The organism is Listeria monocytogenes ATCC 19117 (genome assembly GCF_000307025.1).
In the GTDB taxonomy this organism is placed as follows: domain Bacteria; phylum Bacillota; class Bacilli; order Lactobacillales; family Listeriaceae; genus Listeria; species Listeria monocytogenes_B.
In genome coordinates, this window is the sequence record NC_018584.1 from 2171513 (window position 1) to 2194499 (window position 22987).

A 22987-nucleotide genomic window follows, 5' to 3' on the forward strand; every position below is an offset into this window, starting at 1 on the left:
AAAATGGAAAAACTATGGGGCGGACGTTTTCAAGGGAAAAGTGAAGCATGGATTGACGATTTTGGTGCTTCGATTTCTTTTGATCAAAAAATGGCAAAAGAAGACTTGGCGGGAAGTTTAGCGCATGTCGCTATGCTCAGCAAATGCGGAATTATTCCTGCTTCAGAAGCAGCTGAAATTACGGCCGGATTAAAAATCCTCCAAGAAAAATTAGCGCTTGGTGAGCTCGAATTCAGCACAGTTAACGAAGATATTCATTTAAATATCGAAAAACTATTGCACGAGGAAATCGGCCCAGTCGCTGGAAAACTTCATACGGCGCGCAGTCGGAATGATCAAGTTGCAACAGACATGCATTTGTATTTAAAACAAGCCGTAGCAGAAATTATTCAGTCATTAAAACATTTACGCGTGGTGCTAGTCCAAAAAGCGGAGGCGAACGTCGAAACGATTATGCCTGGCTATACACACTTGCAACACGCCCAACCCATCTCTTTTGCACATCATTTATTAGCTTACTTTGGAATGTTTACACGGGATTTGGAGCGTTTAGAAGAAAGTGTCAAACGGATTGATATTTCACCGCTCGGTTCTGCTGCGCTGGCTGGGACGACTTTTCCGATTGACCGAGCCTACAGCGCTGAATTACTTGGTTTTTCCGCTATCTATGAAAATAGTTTAGACGGCGTGAGTGATCGTGATTTTATTATTGAGTTTCTTAGTAACAGTTCTATCTTAATGATGCATTTATCGCGTTTTTGTGAGGAACTGATACTTTGGACGAGTCATGAGTTTCAATTTGTCGAGTTAACGGACGCTTTTTCAACGGGAAGTTCTATTATGCCGCAAAAGAAAAATCCAGATATGGCTGAGTTAATTCGCGGTAAAACTGGCCGGGTTTACGGAAACCTGTTCGGCATGCTAACGGTTTTAAAAGGTCTCCCACTCGCTTACAATAAAGACTTGCAAGAAGATAAGGAAGGCATGTTTGATACGCTTGAGACGGTTCAAACAAGCTTAGATATTTTCGCAGGAATGATTGAAACGATGAAGATCAACACAGAAATAATGGAAGAATCGACGCAAAAAGATTTTTCCAATGCGACGGAACTAGCAGATTATTTAGCGAAAAAAGGCGTTCCATTTAGAGAAGCGCATGAGATTGTTGGGAAATTGGTGCTTGAATGTACGCAAAATGGGATTTATTTGCAAGATGTAGCGCTTAGCCACTATCAGGAAATAAATCCACTTATTGATGATGATATTTACGTGGTGCTTTCCTCTAAAACTGCCGTGCAAAAAAGAAATTCTTACGGCGGGACTGGATTTGATCAAATTAAAGTTGCTCTCGAAAACGCGAAAAAAACATTGTAAAACTAACTGGGATGCTGAATGGCGTTCCAGTTTTTTGCTGACTTCTCCCCCTTTTTCCTCTTACATGATTTGTCAGAGCACTACTTTTTTTGTTACTATTAAAAAGAATGTTACCTTTTTGCTAACATGGGGAAATAGATACAGAGAATATAAAGGGAAGTGATGTATTGAAAAAATTAACAAGTGTTTTTTGGGGATCGGGTTGTCTTGTTTTATTAGCCGTTTTATTTGGAGCCTTTTTGCCAAAACAATTTGAAGCTTTTACAACCAATATCCAAAAATTTCTAACAAGTAATTTTGGTTGGTACTATTTAATTGTTGTAGCGATTATTATTATCTTCTGCTTGTTTTTAGTTTTAAGTCCGATTGGCTCGATTCGCCTCGGAAAACCGGGTGAGGAACCGGGGTATAGTAATAAGTCTTGGTTTGCGATGTTGTTTAGTGCTGGAATGGGAATTGGCCTCGTTTTCTGGGGTGCAGCTGAGCCGTTATCTCATTATGCGGTCCAAGCTCCTGGCGGTGAAGTCGGCACGCAAGCAGCGATGAAAGATGCGCTTCGCTATTCATTCTTCCACTGGGGAATTTCTGCTTGGTCGATTTATGCGATTGTCGCTTTAGCACTGGCTTACTTCAAATTCCGGAAAAATGCGCCGGGTTTAATAAGTGCCACTCTTTATCCTATTTTAGGGAAACATGCCAAAGGTCCAATTGGACAATTGATTGATATCATCGCTGTTTTTGCGACAGTCATCGGTGTTGCAACGACACTCGGCCTTGGCGCTCAACAAATTAATGGTGGTCTTACATACTTGTTTGGCGTTCCAAACAATTTTACTGTCCAATTTACCATTATTATCATTGTCACCATTTTATTTATGTTATCAGCCATGTCTGGACTTGATAAAGGGATTCAGCTTTTAAGTAATGTAAATATTTATGTTGCTGGAGTTTTATTAGTTTTAACCCTTATTCTTGGACCTACCCTATTCATTATGAATAACTTCACCAATTCATTTGGTGACTACTTACAAAATATCATCCAAATGAGTTTTCAGACAGCACCTGATGCGCCTGATGCTCGAAAATGGATTGACTCATGGACTATTTTTTATTGGGCTTGGTGGCTTTCTTGGTCTCCGTTCGTTGGGATTTTTATTGCCAGAATTTCGCGCGGTAGAACGATTCGCCAATTCTTGCTCGGTGTCATCGTGTTGCCCGCTTTAGTCAGTGTATTTTGGTTTGCCGTATTTGGCGGCTCGGCGATTTTTGTCGAACAACATGGAAATTCTGGGCTTTCAAGTTTAGCAACTGAACAAGTACTCTTTGGGGTATTTAATGAATTCCCAGCTGGTATGGTTTTATCGATTGTTGCGATGATTTTAATTGCAGTCTTCTTTATTACTTCAGCAGACTCAGCCACATTTGTTCTCGGTATGCAAACGACAGGCGGATCTTTAAATCCACCGAACTCCGTCAAAGTAACATGGGGACTACTCCAAGCAGGGATAGCAAGTGTGCTACTATATGCGGGGGGACTCACAGCTCTTCAAAACGCATCAATTATAGCAGCCTTTCCGTTTTCTATCGTCATTATCTTAATGATTGTTTCGTTATTCGTTTCGTTAACGAGGGAACAAGAAAAACTCGGATTGTACGTCCGACCGAAAAAATCACAACGTTCCCAACTATAATAAAAAGGGATGAAAATCTACAACTAGATTTTCATCCCTTTTTTCATCCTTTTTTCTGCTTTGCCGCGACTATTTCGCGATAGCTACGAGTTTGTTTAGGATATTTTTTTCGAAAGAAATGTTGCGAAACAACTGCTAACACGAGAGAAATGGCGGTAATTGGAATAGAGCTTTTAAATATCCCGACCATCAGTAATAAAGCACTGGCAAATAACGTTGCATTAAAAAGGAATTTTTCCATTAGTTACTCCTCCAAATTATAATTTAATTCGCGGTCATGAGCTAATTTTTTTATACCTAACGCATCAAATACTAACGCTTTTTCTGCAATATAGGCATTGTATTCAATACGCTCTAGCATGTCGTATGCTTTATGAAGTGATGTATCTAATACGACAATACCGTGTTTATTTAATAAACTTGCACTAGGAACAGCTTTATCTCCTAGTTCGATAACGTGTTTACGAACGATTTCCGCAAGTTCTGGACTAGTCGCTGGCGCAAATTCAAGTGTTGGAATTTGGCCAATTTTTTGCGTTGCTTCTGTTAAATTCGGTAATTCCATTCCAAGTGTGGCAAATAGCATCGATTCTTTTGGATGAGCATGGAGTACACAGCCAATTTTTGGATTTTCTACGTAACAAGCGCGGTGTAAGTTAATTTCTCTAGTAACTCTCCCATCGCCTTCTACGACTTCATTGTTATTATCCACTACAAGGATTTCATATGGGGAAAGATCGCAAAGTTTTGCTTGACTCATGAGTGTAGGTGTCATAATAATGTGCTCATTATTCATGCGCACACTTACATTTCCTCCAGCTGCATTCGTTTCAAAGCGGTCAAACATCGTCTTCACTATTTTTGCTAAATCTTCACGTTCTTTTTGGTATAACATATTATCTCTCCTCCAATTGTATAATGCTTACTTGATTCTTGAGTTTTCCAGCAGCTTCTAAATCAAAGCTCGAACTGTCTTGTTGCATGACTTTACTAGCGGAACAACCTGTCGCGACTTTTAATGTTTCAGTAATTGGCATGTTCATCGCAAGTCCTGCAATAAATGCCCCAACAAACACATCGCCAGCCCCAGTATCATTGCGTTCCTGCACTTTTGGTGGAATAACTTGATACAACTTGCCATTATGCGCGCAAAGTGATCCTTTTGCTCCAAGCGAAACGACTAGATAGGGAATTTTTCCGGCTAATTTGCGGACATTTTCTTCTAGTGAATTGGTCGTTTCATCCAAAATGGCAATGACTTCATCTTCATTTGGTTTAATGAAATCAACGCCCATTTCGACCGCTAAGTTTAAATATTCACCAGAATTATCACATCCGAGAAACGCTCCTGTTGCTTTGACAGTTCTTAGTAGTTCTTTAAAATCAGATAATGTATAATGAGGAGGCGGAGATCCAGCAATCACCACCATATCCTCTTTTTTAACTTTTTTAGCGATTTGTTTTAAAAGATTGTCTTTGTTGGTCTGACTTACGGTAAAACCAGCTTCAGGTATCATCGTGCTGCCATTCGTGTCATCACTTAAGACGACGAAGCATTCTCTTGTCGAAGTTCCAGCTTCTACAAGGAAATCATGGTTGATATGTTTTTCTTTTAGAATGGCATATAGTTTGTCGAGATTGTCTGATCCCGCAATTCCAAGTGCTTCATTTTTAATACCGAATTTGGATAACACTCCCGAAACATGAAGCCCCTTTCCCCCGCAATCAAATTCCGTTTTTTTGACTCGATTAGTCTTCCTTTTTTCTAACTCTCCTTGAATGAAAAGCAACCGGTCAATGGCTGGATTTAATGTTATCGTGTAAATCATCTCATCACTCCTATTTCTTAAGAGCTAGCTTTTTCTAGTTCAATTGTTCGTTTTTTCATCATTTTCACATAGAATACTAGTAATACTACCCAAATTGCGACAAAAATAAAGCCTAAAATAGTAAACTGACTTGCTTCTGCAAAGATATAACGGAACACTGGATATTCAAGTGTACTCCATGTAATTTGTTGTCCAGCTTTTAGCGAAATTGCGCCTGTTGAATGCGCTAAATCCGTAATTGTTCCAGCGAAGAAAGTAGATACATATAAGAAAATCGGTGTGGTAATTGTTCCAAGGATAATCATACGAATTAAGTTTCCACCTGTTACGATAAGTGCTGGTGCGCATAAAGAAATATTTAAAATCCCAGCGAACGGTAATACGCCATTTCCTGGTAAAATAAGCGCAAAGATAAGTGTAACTGGAACCATCAGAACGATTGCTACCCAAACTTCACTACATCCTGCTAAAATCGGCCAATCTAGCCCAATAAACAATTCACGGTTTTTAAATTTACGTTTCATGAACTCAGAAATACCATCAGATAGTGGCGAAAGAGCTTGCATAAATAGTTTTGCAACCATCGGGAAAAGAGTTAATGCTGCTGCAGCTTGCATGGCTAACATCAAGGTTTTCGCAACATCATAACCAGCTGCAATCCCCAGAAGTCCACCGATAATAAAGCCCATCACATGGTTTTCTGCAAAAATACCAATTTTATCTTTTAACGCATTGGCATCCATGTCTTTACGAAGTGCTGGAATTTTTTTCAGTAACCAGTCAAGCGGCATTAAGAAAATACAGAAAATCATCATACCGTGAGAAACGGTTACACCTGGAATTCCATTTAACTCTTGAATTTGACGTTGGTTGGCATCACATAGAATTAGTTCTGTAACAATTTGAATTCCGGCAACAATAAATGCTAAGTAAACATTTTGTGTTACACCGATAATAAGTACGGCTGTTAAAATTTTCCCCCAAACATTCCATAAATCGACGTTTAAGGTTTTGGTTTTATTGATAACGAGCATAATTGCGTTAATACCTAGTTGTAGCGGGAACATCAAGAAGGCAAATGGCCATGCCCAAGCAAGTGTTGCCATCGATGTCCAGCCTCCATCTAAGATGCTTAAATTAATCCCTGTTCTCTCAGCTAGTCCTTGTGCAGCTGGTGTTAAAGCTTCAATCATAAAGCCGATAACGATGTTCATTCCAAGGAAAGCAACCCCTAGAATAATCCCCGCACTGACTGCATCTCTTACTTTCATTCGTACAATTAGCCCAATAATAATCATTAGTGCTGGAACAAAAACGGCAGCTCCAAGGTTCAAAATAAACTGTATAACTGATTGTAATGACTCCATTTTTTCACGCTCCCTGTTTTATCTGGTTTATTTTAAGGCGTTAAGTAATTTTTCTGTTTCTTCGTCCATGCCCATGCCTGTTAAGAAGGCAATACCATTCAATGTTGGAATATCGAATTCTTTGTTCGCTTTTGTAATAGCTACATATACATCACTTGTTTTAATATGTTGCTCTAAAGACTTAATATCTACTGCTTCTACAGTTGCACGAACCCCTTTTTCTTTTAAAATTCGTTCTACTTTTGATGCTACTGTTTGGCTTGTTGCTACACCTGATCCACATGCTACGATAACTTTTTTCATTGTAATCACTCTCCAAATTGTTTTTTTAGGAAATCACATAAAGTATTGCTATCATTTATTGTTTTTATTTGTTCCACAAAGTCTGCTTCCATAAATTTCTCCATGATACTTGAAAGCAGTGGAACTTGATCTTGGGGATTTTTGATTCCTAACATGAAAATTACTTCGACATCAATCCACTTATCTGTCGTTCCCATTTGAATAAAAGGAATCGGCGTAGAAAGTTTATTTACGAGTACAAAAGGACGTTTTACATAAATCGTGTCTGTATGAGGAATTGCAATTTTGATGCCATTCATCTCGAGACCAGTAGGAAAAACAACTTCTCGGCTTGTTACCGCTTCTCTAAAAGTCGGCTCTACATACTGCTCTTTCTCTAATATCTTGCTCGTGTATTCAAAAAGTTCTGCCTGATTCTCGTATCTTGAATTTATCAGGGTTAACTCTTTTTGAAACAAATCATGGTAATCCACGCGACGCTCACCCCCTTTCAAGGATTTCAACGATTTTCTTTTTGTTAGTAGAAGCGAGAATTCCCGCTAATTTCTCAGGCTTCAAGAAAATTTCGTTCAATTTTAGTAATAATGGTATATGTTTGTTTTGTTCAGATGGTGCTAAGGCAATCATGATTTTGACTGCTTCATTTTCAGGGGTTTTTGTGTCCGCTTTCATTATCATCAACTGAATATCTTGCTCAATTACCCCGTTTGCGGGTTTGGCATGTGGTAAATAAATATTCGGCCCAATCATCATCTGCTCATAATTTTGATAGAATATTTCTTCACAAGTATGAATGTAACTAGCATCCACCGTGCCTCGTTCTAACATTGGTGCAAATGCCACCGAAACTAGTTGCTCCCACTCAAGTGGCGTTTCTAAGAAGTGAACCTGCTCTTCCGTAATTTGCATTTGTTCTGGTTCTTTCTTCTCCATAGGTTGCTCTTTTTTGTTGAAAAAGGATTCCATTTTGGCTTGCACTAATCGAATATTTTCTTCGGGAATTTCATCTTTTAGCATAGCAAGCAGTTCTTTGGTTTTTTTATGACTGTCCATTTCGATTGCTTTATCCACTTGTTCCCTAAGGATTTGGCGGCTGTCTTTACTTAAAATGGACGGGATTACAAAAATGGTGGCATCGCTTTGAACGGGCACAGTCGTAAAAATAAAATCAATATCGCGTGCCACCGTACTTAATTGCCGCACCGCATAAGCTCCTTGAAAATCAATATTCGGAAACATCATTTTCAAGTTTTCTAACAGTAGTTTAGAGATGGATGTACCACTTTTACAAAGGACAACTGCGCGGAAAATCGGCTGTTCTGTTTCTTCAATTTGATACATCCACCCAAGAACTATCATAGAAAGATACACAATCTCCTCTTCTGACCACTTGTGACCAACCAATTTTTCAAAAGGTTTGGAGGCTTTTTCTACAATGTTAAATGTCGGGGTGTACTCTTTAATAAACTGCTTTTTAAGTGGATTATTGATTTGAAATCCTAAAATTGTTCGGTAAATTGCTGGCCTAACATGTAAAATCACTTTTTCTTTAAATTCATTTTTCTTCATGATTTCCGTCGCAAAATACATTTCTAGTAAACGAATGAACTCGTCGACTGCGTAGGCGATTTCTTCACTGTCTGAGAAATGAAGCGCCGACTCGACTAAGTTCGAAGCGAGGACTTGTAACGATAAGTAAAGTAAATCGTTTTCACTTAAAAAATCATACCCCCAAAACATTTCTTTCATTATCGGGAACTCACGGGTATTTTTGATGTCATACATTTCAATTTTAAATGTCCATTTCTTGTTTGTTACTTTGGATCTTTTGATGATGCCGTGGAGAATATAGGGCAATTCTTCCATCTGCTCATCTGTAAAGGTAATTTGAAGCTTACTTTCAACCTTTTCGAGCCGTTTTTTTAGTAAAAACACTTCGCTCACAGTAATCAGCTTCTTTTCATCAAGGACAAATTTCCCGTATGGGGTCTGAACGACTTCGCGAATAAGTTCTGCTAGTAAATTACGAATCAGAAATTCTGAACCAGAAACAGCGTAGCCATCTCTCCTCGAATAATCAAGCTGAATTTCAAACTCATGCAGACTCTCTTTGATACTTTTAACATCTGTAAGCATGGTGTTTTTACTTACATAAACGTAGTCCGCAAGCGCTCCGAGTGACATATAATGATTATGAAGTAGTAATTTAATCATGATAAGTTTGCGACGAATATTTACCTCATAAAACGAAAACAGCTGTTGCTCTTCCGCAGTTAAAAGCCGGTAACAAGCTTCCCTACATACATCTGTAACAAAAATCATATCATGATCAATCAAAATTGGTTCTGACTTTAGTAGATGGTTTATTTGTGTAATCTGTGCGCTAATTGCTTCTTTGGATACTTTAAAATTCTTGGAAACATTTCTAAGATTCACTTGCCGATTCAAGAGCAGATAAGTAATTAATTCCTTACAATTCTGTTCCATCTACTTTCCCCTCCCTTATATTAATAGTAAATGATAACCCTTACATAAAAATGGTGATTCATCACAACTTCGCTTTTGGCAGAAAGATTTATTGTGATGAGTTAAAATCGCGGGTTACTTTCTATTATAGATTAGAAGGATTTTTTGGGGAATATGAAAAAAGTGCAAGATAGCTTTAAATCAAGCTTCCTCGCACTTTTTTTCTATTAATATTTGCTTTATTATTTCAGCTATACGTCTCGCTTCCGTCTTCTCAAGCCGCGCATAAGTTACACGGATAACCGCTTCTTTTACCCCAAATAAAAATCCTGGCATAACAAGTAAATCATTCGCTAAAAATATATCAAAATCACGAATCGAGCGAATTTCGACTGGTAATTTCACCCATAAATGAAAACCACCTTTTGGCTTAATAAATACTACATCATTCGGTAAAATGGCTTCGAAAGCTTCGATTAAATCACCTCGGCGCTGTTTTAATACGTGGTGCAATTGCTGTAAATGCAACTTGTAACCGGGCGTATTCAAAACACTATTTGCCAGTACTTGTGGAAAAATACTTAAACCAAAATCCATCTCTTGCCTGGCGAGCGCGAGCCGTTCAATTACTGCTGTCGGACCAATAAGCCAACCAATTCGTGTAGTGGATCCCATAATTTTTGAGAGCGAGCCAATGTATAACACATTATCTGTGTCCAGTTGTTTCAGTGGTGCCGGAACTTGGCTGTCTAGTGCGGCTAGTTCTGAAAATGGATCATCTTCAACTATCGGTATTTGCAAATGAGCGCAAATTTTCACGAGTTCTTTGCGCCGTTCCAAACTCATTACAAGTCCAGTTGGATTTTGAAAGGTTGGATTAACAAAAACCATTTTCACACGGTGTTTATGGTATAAATCGCGTAATTCAGAAATAATGACACCATCCTCGTCCATTGGTAGTGCAAAAATCCGCAAACCGGCTGACTGAAACAACGATAGCGAATAAAAGTAGGAAGGTGACTCAATTGCCACAGCATCACCCGGTTTTAATAAACATTGCGTAATTAAAAAGAGCGCTTGTTGTGCACCCGATGTAATGAAAATTTGTTCGGGTCGTGTTTGTAAGCCATAAGCTTCCTTCATCTGTTTTTGAATCGTTTCACGCAGTGGTTTGTATCCCGCTTCATCCTCCTGTTGTTCTTCTGCAATAAAAGACTGCCATGAAAGACTCGGTGTTTCCATTTTTGGCGTCATTTCAAGTGGCAATTCCCCGCTCGCTGCATCAATCACTTGATCCGAATCAGCTCGTTCCATTACTCCCGCTTGCCGAATATAAGGGACTGCTGGTGTAAAGCCCCCTTGCGTTAAATAATGGCGCCAATTGGTTGACTGCCCTGCAAAAAGCCCCCATTTTTCCGCATTGACTGTCGTTCCACTACCTTGTTTGCGAATGATAACCGCACGTGCTGTAAGTTCATCGAGCGCCCGCACAACCGTCGAACGATTCACCCCAAACATTTCCGCCAACTGTCTTTCCGGAGGCAACTTCTCTTCTGGCAAAAGTTCTCCGTTGATAATTTTTGTTTCTATTAAATCTACAATTTGTAAATAAATTGGTAAATTAGAATTTCCAGCAAGTTTCCACATCTACTACACCTCTTTTATAATTGGATGGAGAAAACAACATCCAATTGGCTGTTTTTACGAAATGGCTTTTAGCTTATCATAATAATCAGGTATTTTCAATTAACTTTGATGGAGGTTATTAGTATGGAGAAAAAAGTTGGTACAGATCGTGTAAAACGTGGTATGGCGCAAATGCAAAAAGGTGGCGTCATTATGGACGTAGTTAATGCTGAACAAGCAAAAATCGCAGAAGAAGCTGGCGCTGTTGCCGTTATGGCGCTTGAACGGGTTCCTTCCGATATTCGTGCAGCTGGTGGTGTCGCTCGTATGGCCGATCCTCGTATTGTCGAAGAAGTAATGAACGCTGTTTCTATCCCCGTAATGGCGAAAGCACGTATTGGTCATATTACAGAAGCTCGCGTCCTTGAAGCAATGGGTGTTGATTATATCGACGAAAGTGAAGTATTAACACCAGCCGATGATGAATTCCATTTATTAAAATCAGATTTCACTGTCCCATTCGTGTGTGGTTGTCGTGATATTGGTGAAGCACTCCGCCGTATTGGTGAAGGGGCTGCCATGCTTCGTACAAAAGGAGAACCCGGAACAGGCAATATCGTTGAAGCTGTCCGCCACATGCGCCAAGTAAACGGTCAAATCCGCCAAATTGCGGGAATGACGGATGATGAGTTAATGGTTGCCGCTAAAAACTTCGGTGCTCCATATGAATTAATCAAAGAAATTAAAACACTTGGCAAACTTCCGGTCGTTAATTTTGCTGCTGGTGGTGTTGCGACTCCCGCAGATGCCGCATTAATGATGGAACTTGGAGCAGACGGCGTTTTCGTTGGTTCTGGTATTTTCAAATCAGATAACCCTGCCAAATTTGCCAGTGCGATTGTCCAAGCTACCACTTACTATACTGACTATGAGCTAATCGGAAAACTTTCCAAAGAGCTAGGTTCCCCGATGAAAGGAATCGAAATGTCTCGCCTTAACCCAGAAGACAGAATGCAAGATCGGAGCATTTAATATGAAAAAAATTGGAGTCCTTGCAATTCAAGGTGCAGTTGATGAACATATCCAAATGATTGAATCAGCCGGTGCTCTTGCTTTTAAAGTAAAGCATTCAAGTGATTTAGATGGACTTGACGGGCTTGTTTTACCTGGTGGTGAAAGTACAACGATGCGCAAGATTATGAAGCGTTATGATTTAATGGAACCTATCCGCGCATTTGCAAGTGAAGGGAAAGCTATTTTTGGAACTTGTGCTGGGCTTGTCCTTTTGTCAAAAGAAATTGAAGGTGGCGAAGAGAGCCTAGGATTGATTGAAGCTACCGCGATCCGTAATGGTTTTGGTAGGCAGAAAGAGAGTTTTGAAGCCGAATTAAACGTCGAAGCATTTGGTGAACCTGCGTTTGAAGCTATATTTATCCGCGCACCATACTTAATTGAACCGAGTAATGAGGTAGCTGTGTTAGCAACAGTTGAAAATCGAATCGTAGCAGCTAAACAAGCTAATATTTTAGTTACCGCATTCCATCCTGAACTTACTAACGACAATCGCTGGATGAATTACTTCCTCGAAAAAATGGTATAAAAAAAGCAGTAGACAATTTAGTCTACTGCTTTTGCATATTATTTATTCACTGCTTGCGCTGCTGTAATTAACGTTAAGTTATAAACGTCATCTGTATTACAACCACGAGATAAATCATTAACTGGTGCATTTAAGCCTTGTAAAATTGGGCCAACTGCTTCAAAGTTACCTAAACGTTGCGCAATTTTGTAACCAATGTTTCCTGCTTCTAGGCTTGGGAAGATAAATACATTTGCGTCCCCTTTAATAACGGATCCTGGCGCTTTTTTCTCAGCAACCGTTGGAACAAATGCCGCGTCAAATTGGAATTCACCATCAAGCGTTAATTCAGGTGCTTTTTCTTTTGCAAGAGCAGTTGCTTCTACGACTTTTTCCGTTTCATCGGATTTTGCAGAACCTTTTGTAGAGAAACTTAGCATTGCAACACGTGGATCAATGCCGAAGATTTCTGCTGTTTCCGCACTTACAATCGCATTTTCTGCTAAATCTGCTGCAACTGGTGCAATATTGATAGCTACATCACTGAATAAATAGCGTTCTTCACCGCGAACCATAATCATTGCGCCGGCAACTTTACTTACGCCTGGTTTTGTTTTAATAATTTGTAGTGCTGGGCGAACAGTGTCACCAGTAGAGTGAGCCGCGCCACTTACAAGACCTTCTGCTTTTCCAGTGTATACAAGCATTGTTCCAAAATAGTTTGGATCAACGAGCATTTTACGTGCAGCTTCTTCTGTTGCTTTCCCTTTACGACGTTCTACAAATGCAGCCACTAATTCATCAAAAAGTGGATCGGTCGCAGGTTCGTGAATAGCGATTCCTTCAACAGAAACGCCAATTTCTTTTGCTTTTGCTTCAATTTCAGCTTTGTTACCAAGCAAAATTGGTTTTACGATATTTTCTTTTTGCAGACGTGCAGCTGCTCCAACAATACGTTCATCTGTTCCTTCAGGTAGTACGATGCGCACGTTTTTCCCAGTAACTTGTCCTTTGATTGTAGTAAATAAATCACTCATGTGTTAATTGCCTCCATTAATATACATATTATAGTTACCATTTTACTATAAAAAAGAACAACTTGACAGAAAAAAAGTGATTAAAAACAGCTCCAGCACTTATTTCCGTGTATCAATACAGAGGTAAAAAGGCATGCTTCTTAGTTAAAAGACGGCTATGCTCTTAAGAAATTTTTTTGCTGTTATACCCTACTATTTTGCTATTCTAGCAGCAATTTCAAAAAAACACTTCATATTAAGGTCTGTTCGTGATAAAATGAACATAGTTGATAATGATTATCATGTTCATTAAATAACATAAAAGGAGGCCTGCTAGCTTATGCAATTAAATGAAACTGCTGTCGGTGAAAAAGTTCGCATCTCAGAATTAAAAATTGAGAACGCCATGCTTAAACGTCGCTTACTTGCACTTGGTTGCGATGAAGGTTGTGATATTTGTATCAAACAAAAAGGACTATTTGGTGGTCCCTGTACTTTTGAAACAAAAGGGCAATATATCAGCATTAGACAATGTGATGCTTGCGCCATTATGGTGGAACGCAGATGAGTCAAAATACATATTGCTTACTCGGAAACCCAAATACCGGGAAAACTTCCTTATTTAATGCATTAACAGGCTCTTATGAATATGTAGGAAACTGGAGCGGAGTCACCGTCGAAAAGAAAGTCGGTACGTTGCGCTCAAAAACTGGAAAATTAATTGATTTACCCGGTATTTATGACTTAAATCCGATTTCTCGTGATGAAACAGTTGTCACTAGATTTTTACTGGAAGAGAAATTCGATTGTATGTTAAATATTGTTGATTCCTCGCAAATTGAGCGAAATCTAAATTTAACCATTCAGCTACTTGAGTTTGGTGCACCTGTTGTGATGGGACTGAATATGATTGATGTAGCTGCCGGTCGCGGTATTCATCTAAACATCCAGAACCTTGCCAAACAATTGCGCATTCCAATTTTGCCAGTAGTTGCTCGTTCCGGAAAAGGTACAGACGATATTTTATCTACTTTGTCAGAAAAACACGTAGCTCCCGCGATTCCACTTGTTTTACCATACGGGGAACCCGCGGAAAAAGCGATTACTGAAATCCAAGCTTTAATCAAAGACATGATTCCTGCCAAACAATCTCGCTGGCTTGCTGTTCAATTTCTTTCTAAAAATGAAGTCACAGAAGAATTTTTAGCGACATGCCCTGCTTTGGAGCAATTAAAACATATCCGCACAGAACTTGAAATTGCGCTTGACGGTAAACTAGAAAATCATTTTCACCAAGTTCGTGTGAATTACATTCATGATATTTGTTTAACCTCGGTCGAATATACGCGCCATTCGGATATTCCACTATCCGATAAACTCGATAAAATTTTCACCCACAAGTTTTTTGGCATTCCTATTTTTCTTGGTATTATGTGGTTGATTTTCCAAATAACCTTTACTTGGGTTGGCGCACCGCTATCTGATTTGCTCGATGGTTTTATTGGCGGGCCGCTGACGGACTCCGTAACATCCTTTTTAACAGCCATTGGCGCATCTGGATTTATCACTGATTTGGTTGCAGATGGTATCATCGCTGGTGTCGGTGGCGTGCTTGTCTTTGTTCCTCAAATATTGGTTATTTTCTTCTTCATTTCTGTCTTAGAAGATTCTGGATACATGGCTAGAATAGCGGTTGTTATGGACCGCGTAATGGAAATCTTCGGCTTAAATGGGAAAGCTTTTATTCCGATGATTATCGGCTTTGGTTGTAATGTCCCTGGAATTATGGCGGCGCGCTCGATTGAAGAATCCAAAGAACGAACACTAACTATTCTCGTTTCACCATTTATGTCCTGCTCCGCGCGACTTCCTGTTTATGCTCTTTTTGTAGGCGTGTTTTTCGAGAAACATCAGGCGCTCGTAGTACTTTCACTTTACGTTATCGGTATTTTAATGGCACTTATCGTCACTAAAATTTTATCAAAAACTTTACTTAAAAAAGATAATTCCGTATTCGTCGTCGAACTACCACCCTACCGCCTCCCATCGCTTAAAACTTTATGGCGCAGCACGTGGGAAAAAGGAAAAGGATTCTTGCGTAAAGCGGGAACATTCATTTTCGCAGGTTCGGTTATCATTTGGTTGCTAAACTACGCTGGTCCATCTGGACTCGACGTACCAATGGGCGAAAGTTTCTTAGCAATTATCGGTGGCATGCTCGCCCCACTACTCGTTCCGCTTGGTTTCGGAACATGGCAAGCGGGAGCCACCCTTATACCTGGTTTTCTAGCAAAAGAAGTAGTCGTTTCCACAATGGCAATTATTTATGCAGTTGGAGAAAGTTCGCTTGGCAGCATCGTTAGCACTTTCTATACACCACTTTCGGCTTATTGCTTTATGTTGTTCATCTTGCTTTACATCCCATGTTTAGCGACAGTTGCCGCCATTCGTAAAGAAACTAGTTCGTGGAAATGGAGCGCATTTGCTGTCGCTTATCCACTTGTTACAGCCTACGTGTTAGTATTTCTCGTTTATCAAATTGGTAGTCTATTCGTTTAAGAGAGGATGTTTTTCGTGAGTATAATGGTTAATTTATTACTTGGTGGCGCAATTTTCGGCTACACTATTTACGCGATTATTAAATTTATCAAACGCAGTAAACAAGGAAAATGTGGCGGCTGTGAACTTGAAAAAGCCTGTAATTGCGAGTCAGACGAACATACAAATTTGGATCATATCTTTAAATAGAAAAAAGAGCCTTGATGAAGGCTCTTTTTTCAGTTCGTCGCTGGCTTTATCGTCACCGCAACAATTTCATATGGATTTCCTAACCTCGGAAATGCTTTTTGATGAAGACTTCCCGCACCAAGTCCAGCTGAAATTATCATTGTCTTTCCATCTTTTGAATGTTCTCCGTATACATAATCCGGCAAAAGTGTTCGCTGCGGTCCTGGAGCAATCGCACCAATATTCGTATACGGAATACGCACAATCCCTCCATGCGTGTGGCCACTTAAAGTTAAATCAAAACCATTCTCCACATAAAGCTCAAAATAGTCCGGCATATGCGACAAAAGAATTTGATAATACGTTGAATCTTGCTGCTTTTTTATTTCTGCTAGTCCTTCTTTATAATAAGGATAGTCATAATCTAAATTCGCACTACTCCGCAATCCAGACATTTGAAATTTCTGTCCTCCCACGTCGATAGTAGCAGTTTGATCTTCTAAGTTAACTACACCAATTTTTTCTAAAAATGGCTTGTAATCGTCCTCATAGGCATTTTTAACATCATATTCATGGTTCCCCGGCGAAAAATAAACCGGCGCAATCTTCGTAAGCTTTTTAATAAGCTCTTTAGGAACACTATCCCCTTGCCTATCAAAAAGATCTCCAGTAATTGCAATCACATCTGGATTTAAATTTGCCACTTTATGTAACAAATTTTCATTCTTATCGCCAAATTCACTAAAATGCAAATCCGATAATTGCACTAGTTTAATTTCTTTTTCAATTTTAGCAGAACTCACTTCATATTTTTTCACCGTTAGCCTAGTCCCCAAAAACCATCCTACAACTAAAAGTACAATAATCATACTGATTGCTATAATCCACTTTATCTTTAAAGCCATTTTCTCACCTCTATGTTGCTATTTCCATTTATTATCAATATTTTGTCATCCATTATATGTTACCCCTATCATTATAACCTAGATTAAGTGTTGACTCAAAATGCACGAAAAAACCACCCCAATTCTAACAAAAGTAGAAAAGGGAAAAAATATCAGGTTGACATAAACTTGAAAAGGTATATAATTAACTTATAAAAACTTATTTATATAAAAAATAAACTTAAGATAAATTATCTAAGGTGGCGAAAATGATGAACCAAAAAGAACGAATAGTGGAGGAACTGAAGCTGCTAGAGAACAAGAAAACTATCTCTCAGGAAGAACTCATGCAGATTTTTTCCATTTCAAAAGATACAGCAAGGCGCGATATTTTAAAATTAGTCGAAAGCGGACTCGCAGAACGCTATCCAGGTGGCGTGTCACTACCAGTTTTAAAACCTCAAATAGAAAGCTATACAAGTAGATTAGTAAAACAAAGTGAACAGAAAAAGAAAATTGCTTATGCAGCAGGTAAAGTGATAAAAGATCATATGACAATCTATTTAGATGTTTCGACCACTGTTCATTTTTTGGCTTCAAACCTTGAGCAACATGATTTAGTAGTAGTAACGAATTCGATGGATAATGCCATAGCTGCATCTCAGAAAGAAGCGAACAAAGTATATTTGCTCGGTGGTTTTTTCAACTTCCATTCGCGTGTATTATCCGGTGAGCCCGTTTTAGGTCAACTTCAGCAATTTAACTTCGATGTTGCTTTTATTGGCGGGGCTGGACTAACGGAAGATGGCATCTTTTATTCAGAACTTACAGATGTTTACATGAAACAAGAGATTATCAGGAATTCCGAAAAAGTATTTTTACTAATTGATAGTACAAAAGTAAATAAAAAGACAGCTTCCAAAATTGATTTTTCTGGAATTGATGCCGTAATAACAGATCAGCCTTTACCAAAAGATTTAATGCAGTGCCTTATTTCTAAAGAAGTAGAAGTTATATCTTTGAAAGGATTGTGAAAATAATGGCCGTTATCAAAAATGTGAAAATTTACAAAGAAAATGAATTAATTGATGCAGCAGTTATTACAGAAGGAAATTTGATAAAAGAAGTTTGCTCAACTACTCCTGAAAAGTATTCAGATGAGCCAACTTTTGATGGAAATGGACAGTTGCTAATTCCCGGAATGATCGACGTTCATATTCATGGGGCAAATAATTATGATATGATGGATGGCTCAACAGAAAGCATCCAAGCTGTTTCGATGGCTTGTGCGGAAACCGGATGTACTAGTTTCTTAGTCACCTCGGTTAGTTCTTCTTTTGAAGACTTGATCCAAATGATTAAGCAAACTAAAAAAGTCATTGGAAAAGAGAAAGGTGCCAAAATTGCAGGAATTCATTTAGAAGGCCCCTACCTTAATATAGAAAAAAAAGGAATGCAAAATCCAGCCTATTTAAGACACCCCGATTTAAAAGAAATGAAAAAGATCTTCGATGAAGCAGATGGTCTGATAAAAATGGTCACAATTGCTCCAGAATTGCCTAGGGGTATCGAACTCATTGACTTCTTGAAAAAAAGAGGAGTTGTGGTCGCCATTGCACATTCCAATGCAACTTATGAAGAGGCGCAAAATGCTTTCGAACAAGGAGCAACCCACATCACACATTGCTTCAATGCTATGCCAGCCATTCATCACCGGGCACCAGGACTTGTTACAGCAGCCTTGGAAAATGATTCGGTAAGCGTTCAAACCATTGTAGACGGTGTCCATCTCCATCCCGGAATCGTGCGCCTTATTCACAAAATTAAAGGACCAGATAAAATGGTTCTCACAACCGATGCCCTTCAAGCAATGGGAGTTGGCGACGGGGAGTATATTTTTGGCGGTCACCAAGTAACGGTTAAGGAAGGCATAGCTCGTTTAAAAGACGGGACATTAGCTTCAAGTACCGTGACGATGAATAAATCCTTAAAGTTAAGTAATGAATTTGGGATTCACTTACAAGACGCTATTCAAATGGCAGCAAGTACGCCGGCAGACATTTTAGGAATGAACAATTTTGGTCGAATCGAAAAAGGCTATGTCGCTGATTTAGTTTTACTTGATAAAAATTTTGAAGTTCTAACTACATGGATTGATGGTGAAATATATTAAATCGACTGGATAAATACTTTCAGAGGAGTGGATTATAAAATATGCCATTATTTAAACACGAGGGAACTTACTTTAACTATGAAATCCAAGGTGAAGGCATACCATTTTTATTTCTTCATGGATTAGGTGATAATTTAAAATTTGCTTATGAAACATTTGATAAAGACGAGAAAATCCAATTAATTTCATTGGATCAAAGAGGCCATGGAAAAAGCGGAAACGATTCCAGAAAACTTAGCTACGACAGGTTGGCCAAGGACGCATTAGCGTTAATGGATTATTTAGGAATACAGCATTTTTTTGTCGGAGGATTATCTATGGGGGCTGGCGTTGCCGTGAATTTGGCCGTCCAAGCAGCCGATAAAGTGCTGGGCCTTATAATACTTAGGAGTTCTGCAACAGATGAACCGATGAAAAAAGAAGTGATAGCATGGTTTAGTACCGTAAGTAAGTATTTGCCTAAAAAAGATGGTGCCCTATTATTGGAGCAAGATCCGATTTTTCCATCGATAAAAGAGACCTATCCTAAAGCAATTGATACGTTTAAGCGCTATTTTGAAGATGACGCCGCTGTTACCCACTATAAAAAGTTTAGCGACATACCTAAAGATAGACCAATAAAAAACAAAAGTGAGTTGACTAATTTAACAATCCCTACTCTTATACTCGCAAATAACTATGATGTAATTCATCCAATCGAATACAGTTTGTTTTATAAACGTAATATTGAAAATGCAAGTTATTATGAACTAACACCTAAAACCATTGATGCAGAAAAACATAAACTGGAAATAACGACTTATATAAATACATTTATCATTAATACATCAAAAAAAACAAATTATAAGTAATCCAAAATGATATTTTAGTTGTCATTTCATAAAGCAATAAAGAAGCAGAAATCTTGTATATTCCATTTTCAAAATGGCTTTTATACAATGATTTCTGCTTATTTGTTATTTCACAGGCGGATTCGAAACAATCGCCGTCATTTTTCCATCAATTTCCCAAGATTTTACATCATTCGGCAATACAAAATGATCGCCTTTTTTAATCGATTGTTTTGTTCCATCAATCGTAAGTACCGCTTCTCCGTCTAAAACACTCACTAACGTATAAGGAGCTTTAGCCATGAATTCAGCCGCGCCGTCCACTTCCCATTTGTATACGCTAAAGAAATCATTCGATACAAAAGTAGTTTCAGTCAACCCACCACGTGTTTCTGTTTTAATATCTAACTTCGCATCCACATGCGGTGCAGTCGTAACGTCAATAGCTTTATCCAAATGAAGTTCGCGCAAGTTTCCTTCTGCGTCTTTACGGTCATAGTCATATACACGATAAGTAGTATCAGAGCTTTGTTGTGTTTCAAGCACTAACGTCCCCGTGCCTAACGCATGAATTGTACCACTTGGAACATAATAAAATTCACCTGGTTTAATCGCCACTTTACGAAGCAATTTATCCCATTCGCCGTTTTTTGCCCAAGTAGCGAATTCTTCTTTGCTAGCTGCTTTGTGTCCATATATTAATTCCGCACCAGGAGCGCAGTCAATAATATACCAGCATTCTGTTTTGCCAAGTTCCCCGTTTTCATGCACTTTCGCATATTCGTCATTTGGATGAACTTGTACAGAAAGGTCCGTATTCGCATCCAGAATTTTCGTTAATAGTGGGAAAACGGCTTCTTTCGGATTACCAAAAAGTGCAGGATTTTCTTGCCATAATTCAGCTAATGTTTTGCCTTTATATTCGCCGTTTTTGATTACCGAAGGACCGTTCGGATGAGCGGAAATCGCCCAGTCTTCTCCAGTAGTATCAGACGGGATATCGTAACCAAAATAATCATGTAATTTCGTTCCACCCCAAATTCGGTCTTGAAAAACAGGGTTTAAAAATAATGCTTCTGTCATTATAAAATTACCTCCATTCCAGCGTTTTTGCTGGGTTTTGTCAATTAAAAGTATATACTAATAATGGCGAAGATGCTAGTTATTTCCCGCCTAAAAAGCCTCTTTCTTTTATTTGTTCTGTTAAATTTGGATAATAAGGTCTGTCATAAAATTTGGCTAACCGTTCGGTATAAGAAACAAAGCCTTCTCGCTCTGAAAACGGAATAATCTCTTGGTCATATGCTTCTAGTAAAGGCATGACATCAGTTTGGTACGTCTCTTCAAAATAAACTGCTTCTTTCGGCAAACGTGGTTTTACAGGTGCTTCGACATCTGGAACGCCAATACAAAGTCCGACAACGGGCATGACGAATTCTGGTAAATTTAGGAATTCAGCGGTTGCCGTGATATTTCGTCGCAAACCACCAATACAAATCGTCCCGTAATCAAGCGACTCAGCAGCTGTTAAAGCATTTTGCATACAAAGTCCGATGTCTGTTGCCGCAACCATTAGTAAATCTTCTTCCCCGGCAATTTGGAAACTTTTGCCGTGCATGTCACTCGCTACTTTTACGCGGTGAAAATCTGCCACAAAACAAAGAAAAACGGAACATTCTGCTATGTAAGGTTGATTTCCGCAAAGTTCGGCCATTTTATTTTTACGTTCTTGATCTTTAATCGCAATAATCGAATAGTGTTGACCATTAATCCACGACGGGGCTGCTTGAGCTGCTCGGATAATCGCATCTAGATTTTCTTCCGGAATCTCAACCCCTTTTTTATATTTACGAAAAGAGCGATGATTTCTTAGCAAAGTTAATACGTCATTCATATTTATGCCTCCTAGATTTATCATTTAGTTAAAGTATAGCTTGTTTTTAGGCAATTGTTAATGTTTTCTCTTGTATTTCTGCCAGATATTTTCTACACTTAAAGAAAAAGAGGTGAAAAGATGTGCGCCAACAACAAATAGATTTTAAATGGCTTGAAGAAAACTTCCTGACTGCGAATGAAGCCGCGACTTACTTAGGCATATCTAAGCAAGCACTCCTTTCCTTAGCCAAACGCGATGTACTCCCCTTTACGAAAAAAGGAAATATGGTTCTTTTCCACCGAATGGACATTGAACTTCGGCTTGAAAACCAACAAAGCTTACGTGAAAAATACCGTCCTTTTGAAACGTAAATTTCACAAACAGCGAAACGGACGAACTACTTCCCGTATGTTACACTTTAGTTAGTGATATTCTAAACAAGGAGTGATACATAATGAATGAAGCAGTAAAAACTTTAGATGGATGGTTTTGTCTACATGATTTTCGTTCGATTGACTGGGCTGCGTGGCGTGAACTAAATCCAGGTAATCAGGAACTTATGTTAAATGAACTCAGCCACTTTTTAAGCGATATGGAAATTACTAAAAATATCGGTGAAGGTGAACATACCATTTACAGTATTCTTGGTCAAAAAGCAGATTTAGTATTCTTCACTTTGCGTGATTCCCTTGAAGCGCTGAATGAAGTCGAAAATCGTTTTAATAAATTAGCGATTGCCGACTACTTGTTGCCGACTTATTCCTATATATCTGTGGTGGAATTAAGTAACTATCTAGCGTCTCACATGGCGGGCGGCGAAGATCCTTACCAAAACAAAGGTGTTCGCGCGAGACTCTATCCAGCACTCCCACCTAAAAAGCATATTTGTTTCTACCCAATGAGTAAAAAACGGGACGGCGCTGATAATTGGTATATGCTTCCAATGGAAGAACGCCAACAACTTATTCGCGACCATGGCTTGATTGGTAGAAGCTATGCGGGCAAAGTACAACAAATCATTGGTGGCTCCATTGGATTTGATGATTATGAATGGGGCGTCACTTTATTTTCCGATGATGCACTGGAGTTCAAACGCATCGTAACGGAAATGCGCTTTGATGAAGCAAGCGCTCGATATGCTGAATTTGGTTCTTTCTTTATTGGAAACCTGTTACCATCCGAGCAACTTTCTAAATTATTTACTATTTAATATAAGTAAAAACTGGAATTCAATCTAACAAATGAC

At 38.8% G+C, this 22987-nt stretch carries 24 protein-coding genes; 12 read left to right on the forward strand and 12 right to left on the reverse strand.

Annotation, left to right across the window (positions count from 1 at the left end):
- Window positions 1-3 precede the first annotated feature (3 nt).
- Window positions 4-1374, forward strand: coding sequence for an argininosuccinate lyase (argH, locus tag LMOATCC19117_RS10700; protein WP_003724519.1), 1371 nt, complete (start codon window positions 4-6; stop codon window positions 1372-1374).
- A gap of 167 nt (window positions 1375-1541) precedes the next feature.
- Window positions 1542-3065, forward strand: a complete 1524-nt coding sequence (betL, locus tag LMOATCC19117_RS10705) for a BCCT family glycine betaine transporter BetL (RefSeq protein ID WP_003728356.1) — start codon at window positions 1542-1544, stop codon at window positions 3063-3065.
- Window positions 3066-3108: 43 nt separating this feature from the next.
- Here betL and LMOATCC19117_RS10710 read toward each other — a convergent pair whose 3' ends face one another.
- The 8 genes from LMOATCC19117_RS10710 to LMOATCC19117_RS10745 all read right to left on the reverse strand — a co-directional run bounded on the left by LMOATCC19117_RS10710 (window position 3109) and on the right by LMOATCC19117_RS10745 (window position 10677).
- Window positions 3109-3306 (reverse strand): hypothetical protein, encoded by a 198-nt coding sequence (locus LMOATCC19117_RS10710; RefSeq protein ID WP_003722350.1) that lies wholly within the window; start codon window positions 3304-3306, stop codon window positions 3109-3111.
- A 3-nt stretch (window positions 3307-3309) separates the two neighbouring features.
- Window positions 3310-3960, reverse strand: a complete 651-nt coding sequence (locus LMOATCC19117_RS10715; RefSeq protein ID WP_003734396.1) for a class II aldolase/adducin family protein — start codon at window positions 3958-3960, stop codon at window positions 3310-3312.
- A 1-nt stretch (window position 3961) separates the two neighbouring features.
- Window positions 3962-4894 carry a 1-phosphofructokinase gene (locus tag LMOATCC19117_RS10720; RefSeq protein ID WP_003724522.1) on the reverse strand — a complete coding sequence of 311 codons (933 nt, stop codon included), beginning with the start codon at window positions 4892-4894 and terminating at the stop codon, window positions 3962-3964.
- Window positions 4895-4911: 17 nt separating this feature from the next.
- Window positions 4912-6261, reverse strand: a complete 1350-nt coding sequence (locus tag LMOATCC19117_RS10725) for a PTS galactitol transporter subunit IIC (protein ID WP_003724523.1) — start codon at window positions 6259-6261, stop codon at window positions 4912-4914.
- A 27-nt stretch (window positions 6262-6288) separates the two neighbouring features.
- Window positions 6289-6564 carry a PTS sugar transporter subunit IIB gene (locus LMOATCC19117_RS10730; protein WP_003722354.1) on the reverse strand — a complete coding sequence of 92 codons (276 nt, stop codon included), beginning with the start codon at window positions 6562-6564 and terminating at the stop codon, window positions 6289-6291.
- 5 nt (window positions 6565-6569) lie between these two features.
- On the reverse strand, window positions 6570-7037 hold the full coding sequence (locus LMOATCC19117_RS10735) for a PTS sugar transporter subunit IIA (RefSeq protein WP_003724524.1): 468 nt from the start codon (window positions 7035-7037) through the stop codon (window positions 6570-6572).
- 7 nt (window positions 7038-7044) lie between these two features.
- Entirely contained in the window at window positions 7045-9051 is a 2007-nt protein-coding gene (locus LMOATCC19117_RS10740; protein WP_003724525.1) for a BglG family transcription antiterminator, read from the reverse strand.
- 180 nt (window positions 9052-9231) lie between these two features.
- Entirely contained in the window at window positions 9232-10677 is a 1446-nt protein-coding gene (locus tag LMOATCC19117_RS10745; RefSeq protein WP_003734395.1) for a PLP-dependent aminotransferase family protein, read from the reverse strand.
- Window positions 10678-10800: 123 nt separating this feature from the next.
- Between LMOATCC19117_RS10745 and pdxS the strand changes: the two genes are divergently transcribed.
- Window positions 10801-11688 (forward strand): pyridoxal 5'-phosphate synthase lyase subunit PdxS, encoded by an 888-nt coding sequence (gene pdxS / locus LMOATCC19117_RS10750; protein ID WP_003728355.1) that lies wholly within the window; start codon window positions 10801-10803, stop codon window positions 11686-11688.
- Window position 11689: 1 nt separating this feature from the next.
- Window positions 11690-12256: a pyridoxal 5'-phosphate synthase glutaminase subunit PdxT gene (pdxT, locus tag LMOATCC19117_RS10755; protein ID WP_003728354.1), complete on the forward strand. Its 567-nt coding sequence runs from the start codon at window positions 11690-11692 to the stop codon at window positions 12254-12256.
- A gap of 38 nt (window positions 12257-12294) precedes the next feature.
- On the opposite strand, the gene pta is transcribed toward pdxT, so the two are convergent.
- Window positions 12295-13272, reverse strand: coding sequence for a phosphate acetyltransferase (gene pta, locus LMOATCC19117_RS10760; RefSeq protein ID WP_003722362.1), 978 nt, complete (start codon window positions 13270-13272; stop codon window positions 12295-12297).
- Window positions 13273-13591: 319 nt separating this feature from the next.
- On the opposite strand from pta, the gene LMOATCC19117_RS10765 reads away from it, so the two are divergent.
- From LMOATCC19117_RS10765 to LMOATCC19117_RS10775, 3 genes are read left to right on the forward strand one after another with little or no spacing between them, the layout of a single operon-like run.
- Window positions 13592-13819, forward strand: a complete 228-nt coding sequence (locus LMOATCC19117_RS10765; protein WP_003722363.1) for a FeoA family protein — start codon at window positions 13592-13594, stop codon at window positions 13817-13819.
- Complete coding sequence (gene feoB, locus LMOATCC19117_RS10770; RefSeq protein ID WP_003734394.1) at window positions 13816-15810, forward strand: ferrous iron transport protein B; 1995 nt, start codon at window positions 13816-13818, stop codon at window positions 15808-15810. The genes LMOATCC19117_RS10765 and feoB overlap by 4 nt, the downstream gene beginning before the upstream one ends.
- A gap of 6 nt (window positions 15811-15816) precedes the next feature.
- A complete protein-coding gene (locus tag LMOATCC19117_RS10775; protein WP_003724531.1) occupies window positions 15817-15999 on the forward strand; it encodes a FeoB-associated Cys-rich membrane protein in 183 nt (60 codons plus the stop codon).
- A 29-nt stretch (window positions 16000-16028) separates the two neighbouring features.
- Here LMOATCC19117_RS10775 and LMOATCC19117_RS10780 read toward each other — a convergent pair whose 3' ends face one another.
- On the reverse strand, window positions 16029-16883 hold the full coding sequence (locus LMOATCC19117_RS10780; protein WP_003724532.1) for a metallophosphoesterase: 855 nt from the start codon (window positions 16881-16883) through the stop codon (window positions 16029-16031).
- Between the two features lie 251 nt (window positions 16884-17134).
- Here LMOATCC19117_RS10780 and LMOATCC19117_RS10785 point away from each other — a divergent pair, with 251 nt between their 5' ends.
- From LMOATCC19117_RS10785 to LMOATCC19117_RS10795, 3 genes are read left to right on the forward strand one after another with little or no spacing between them, the layout of a single operon-like run.
- Window positions 17135-17896 (forward strand): DeoR/GlpR family DNA-binding transcription regulator, encoded by a 762-nt coding sequence (locus LMOATCC19117_RS10785; RefSeq protein WP_003724533.1) that lies wholly within the window; start codon window positions 17135-17137, stop codon window positions 17894-17896.
- A 5-nt stretch (window positions 17897-17901) separates the two neighbouring features.
- Window positions 17902-19035, forward strand: a complete 1134-nt coding sequence (gene nagA, locus LMOATCC19117_RS10790; RefSeq protein WP_003724534.1) for an N-acetylglucosamine-6-phosphate deacetylase — start codon at window positions 17902-17904, stop codon at window positions 19033-19035.
- A 41-nt stretch (window positions 19036-19076) separates the two neighbouring features.
- Window positions 19077-19886, forward strand: a complete 810-nt coding sequence (locus tag LMOATCC19117_RS10795; protein ID WP_003724535.1) for an alpha/beta fold hydrolase — start codon at window positions 19077-19079, stop codon at window positions 19884-19886.
- Window positions 19887-19991: 105 nt separating this feature from the next.
- On the opposite strand, the gene manA is transcribed toward LMOATCC19117_RS10795, so the two are convergent.
- Together manA and LMOATCC19117_RS10805 are read right to left on the reverse strand one after the other, a co-directional pair.
- On the reverse strand, window positions 19992-20948 hold the full coding sequence (gene manA / locus LMOATCC19117_RS10800) for a mannose-6-phosphate isomerase, class I (RefSeq protein ID WP_003724536.1): 957 nt from the start codon (window positions 20946-20948) through the stop codon (window positions 19992-19994).
- A 79-nt stretch (window positions 20949-21027) separates the two neighbouring features.
- A complete protein-coding gene (locus tag LMOATCC19117_RS10805) occupies window positions 21028-21759 on the reverse strand; it encodes an NADPH-dependent oxidoreductase (RefSeq protein WP_003728351.1) in 732 nt (243 codons plus the stop codon).
- Between the two features lie 122 nt (window positions 21760-21881).
- Between LMOATCC19117_RS10805 and LMOATCC19117_RS10810 the strand changes: the two genes are divergently transcribed.
- Both LMOATCC19117_RS10810 and hemQ read left to right on the forward strand, forming a co-directional pair.
- Window positions 21882-22112, forward strand: a complete 231-nt coding sequence (locus LMOATCC19117_RS10810) for a helix-turn-helix domain-containing protein (RefSeq protein ID WP_003722372.1) — start codon at window positions 21882-21884, stop codon at window positions 22110-22112.
- A gap of 83 nt (window positions 22113-22195) precedes the next feature.
- On the forward strand, window positions 22196-22951 hold the full coding sequence (gene hemQ / locus LMOATCC19117_RS10815) for a hydrogen peroxide-dependent heme synthase (protein WP_003724538.1): 756 nt from the start codon (window positions 22196-22198) through the stop codon (window positions 22949-22951).
- The last annotated feature ends 36 nt before the right edge of the window (window positions 22952-22987 follow it).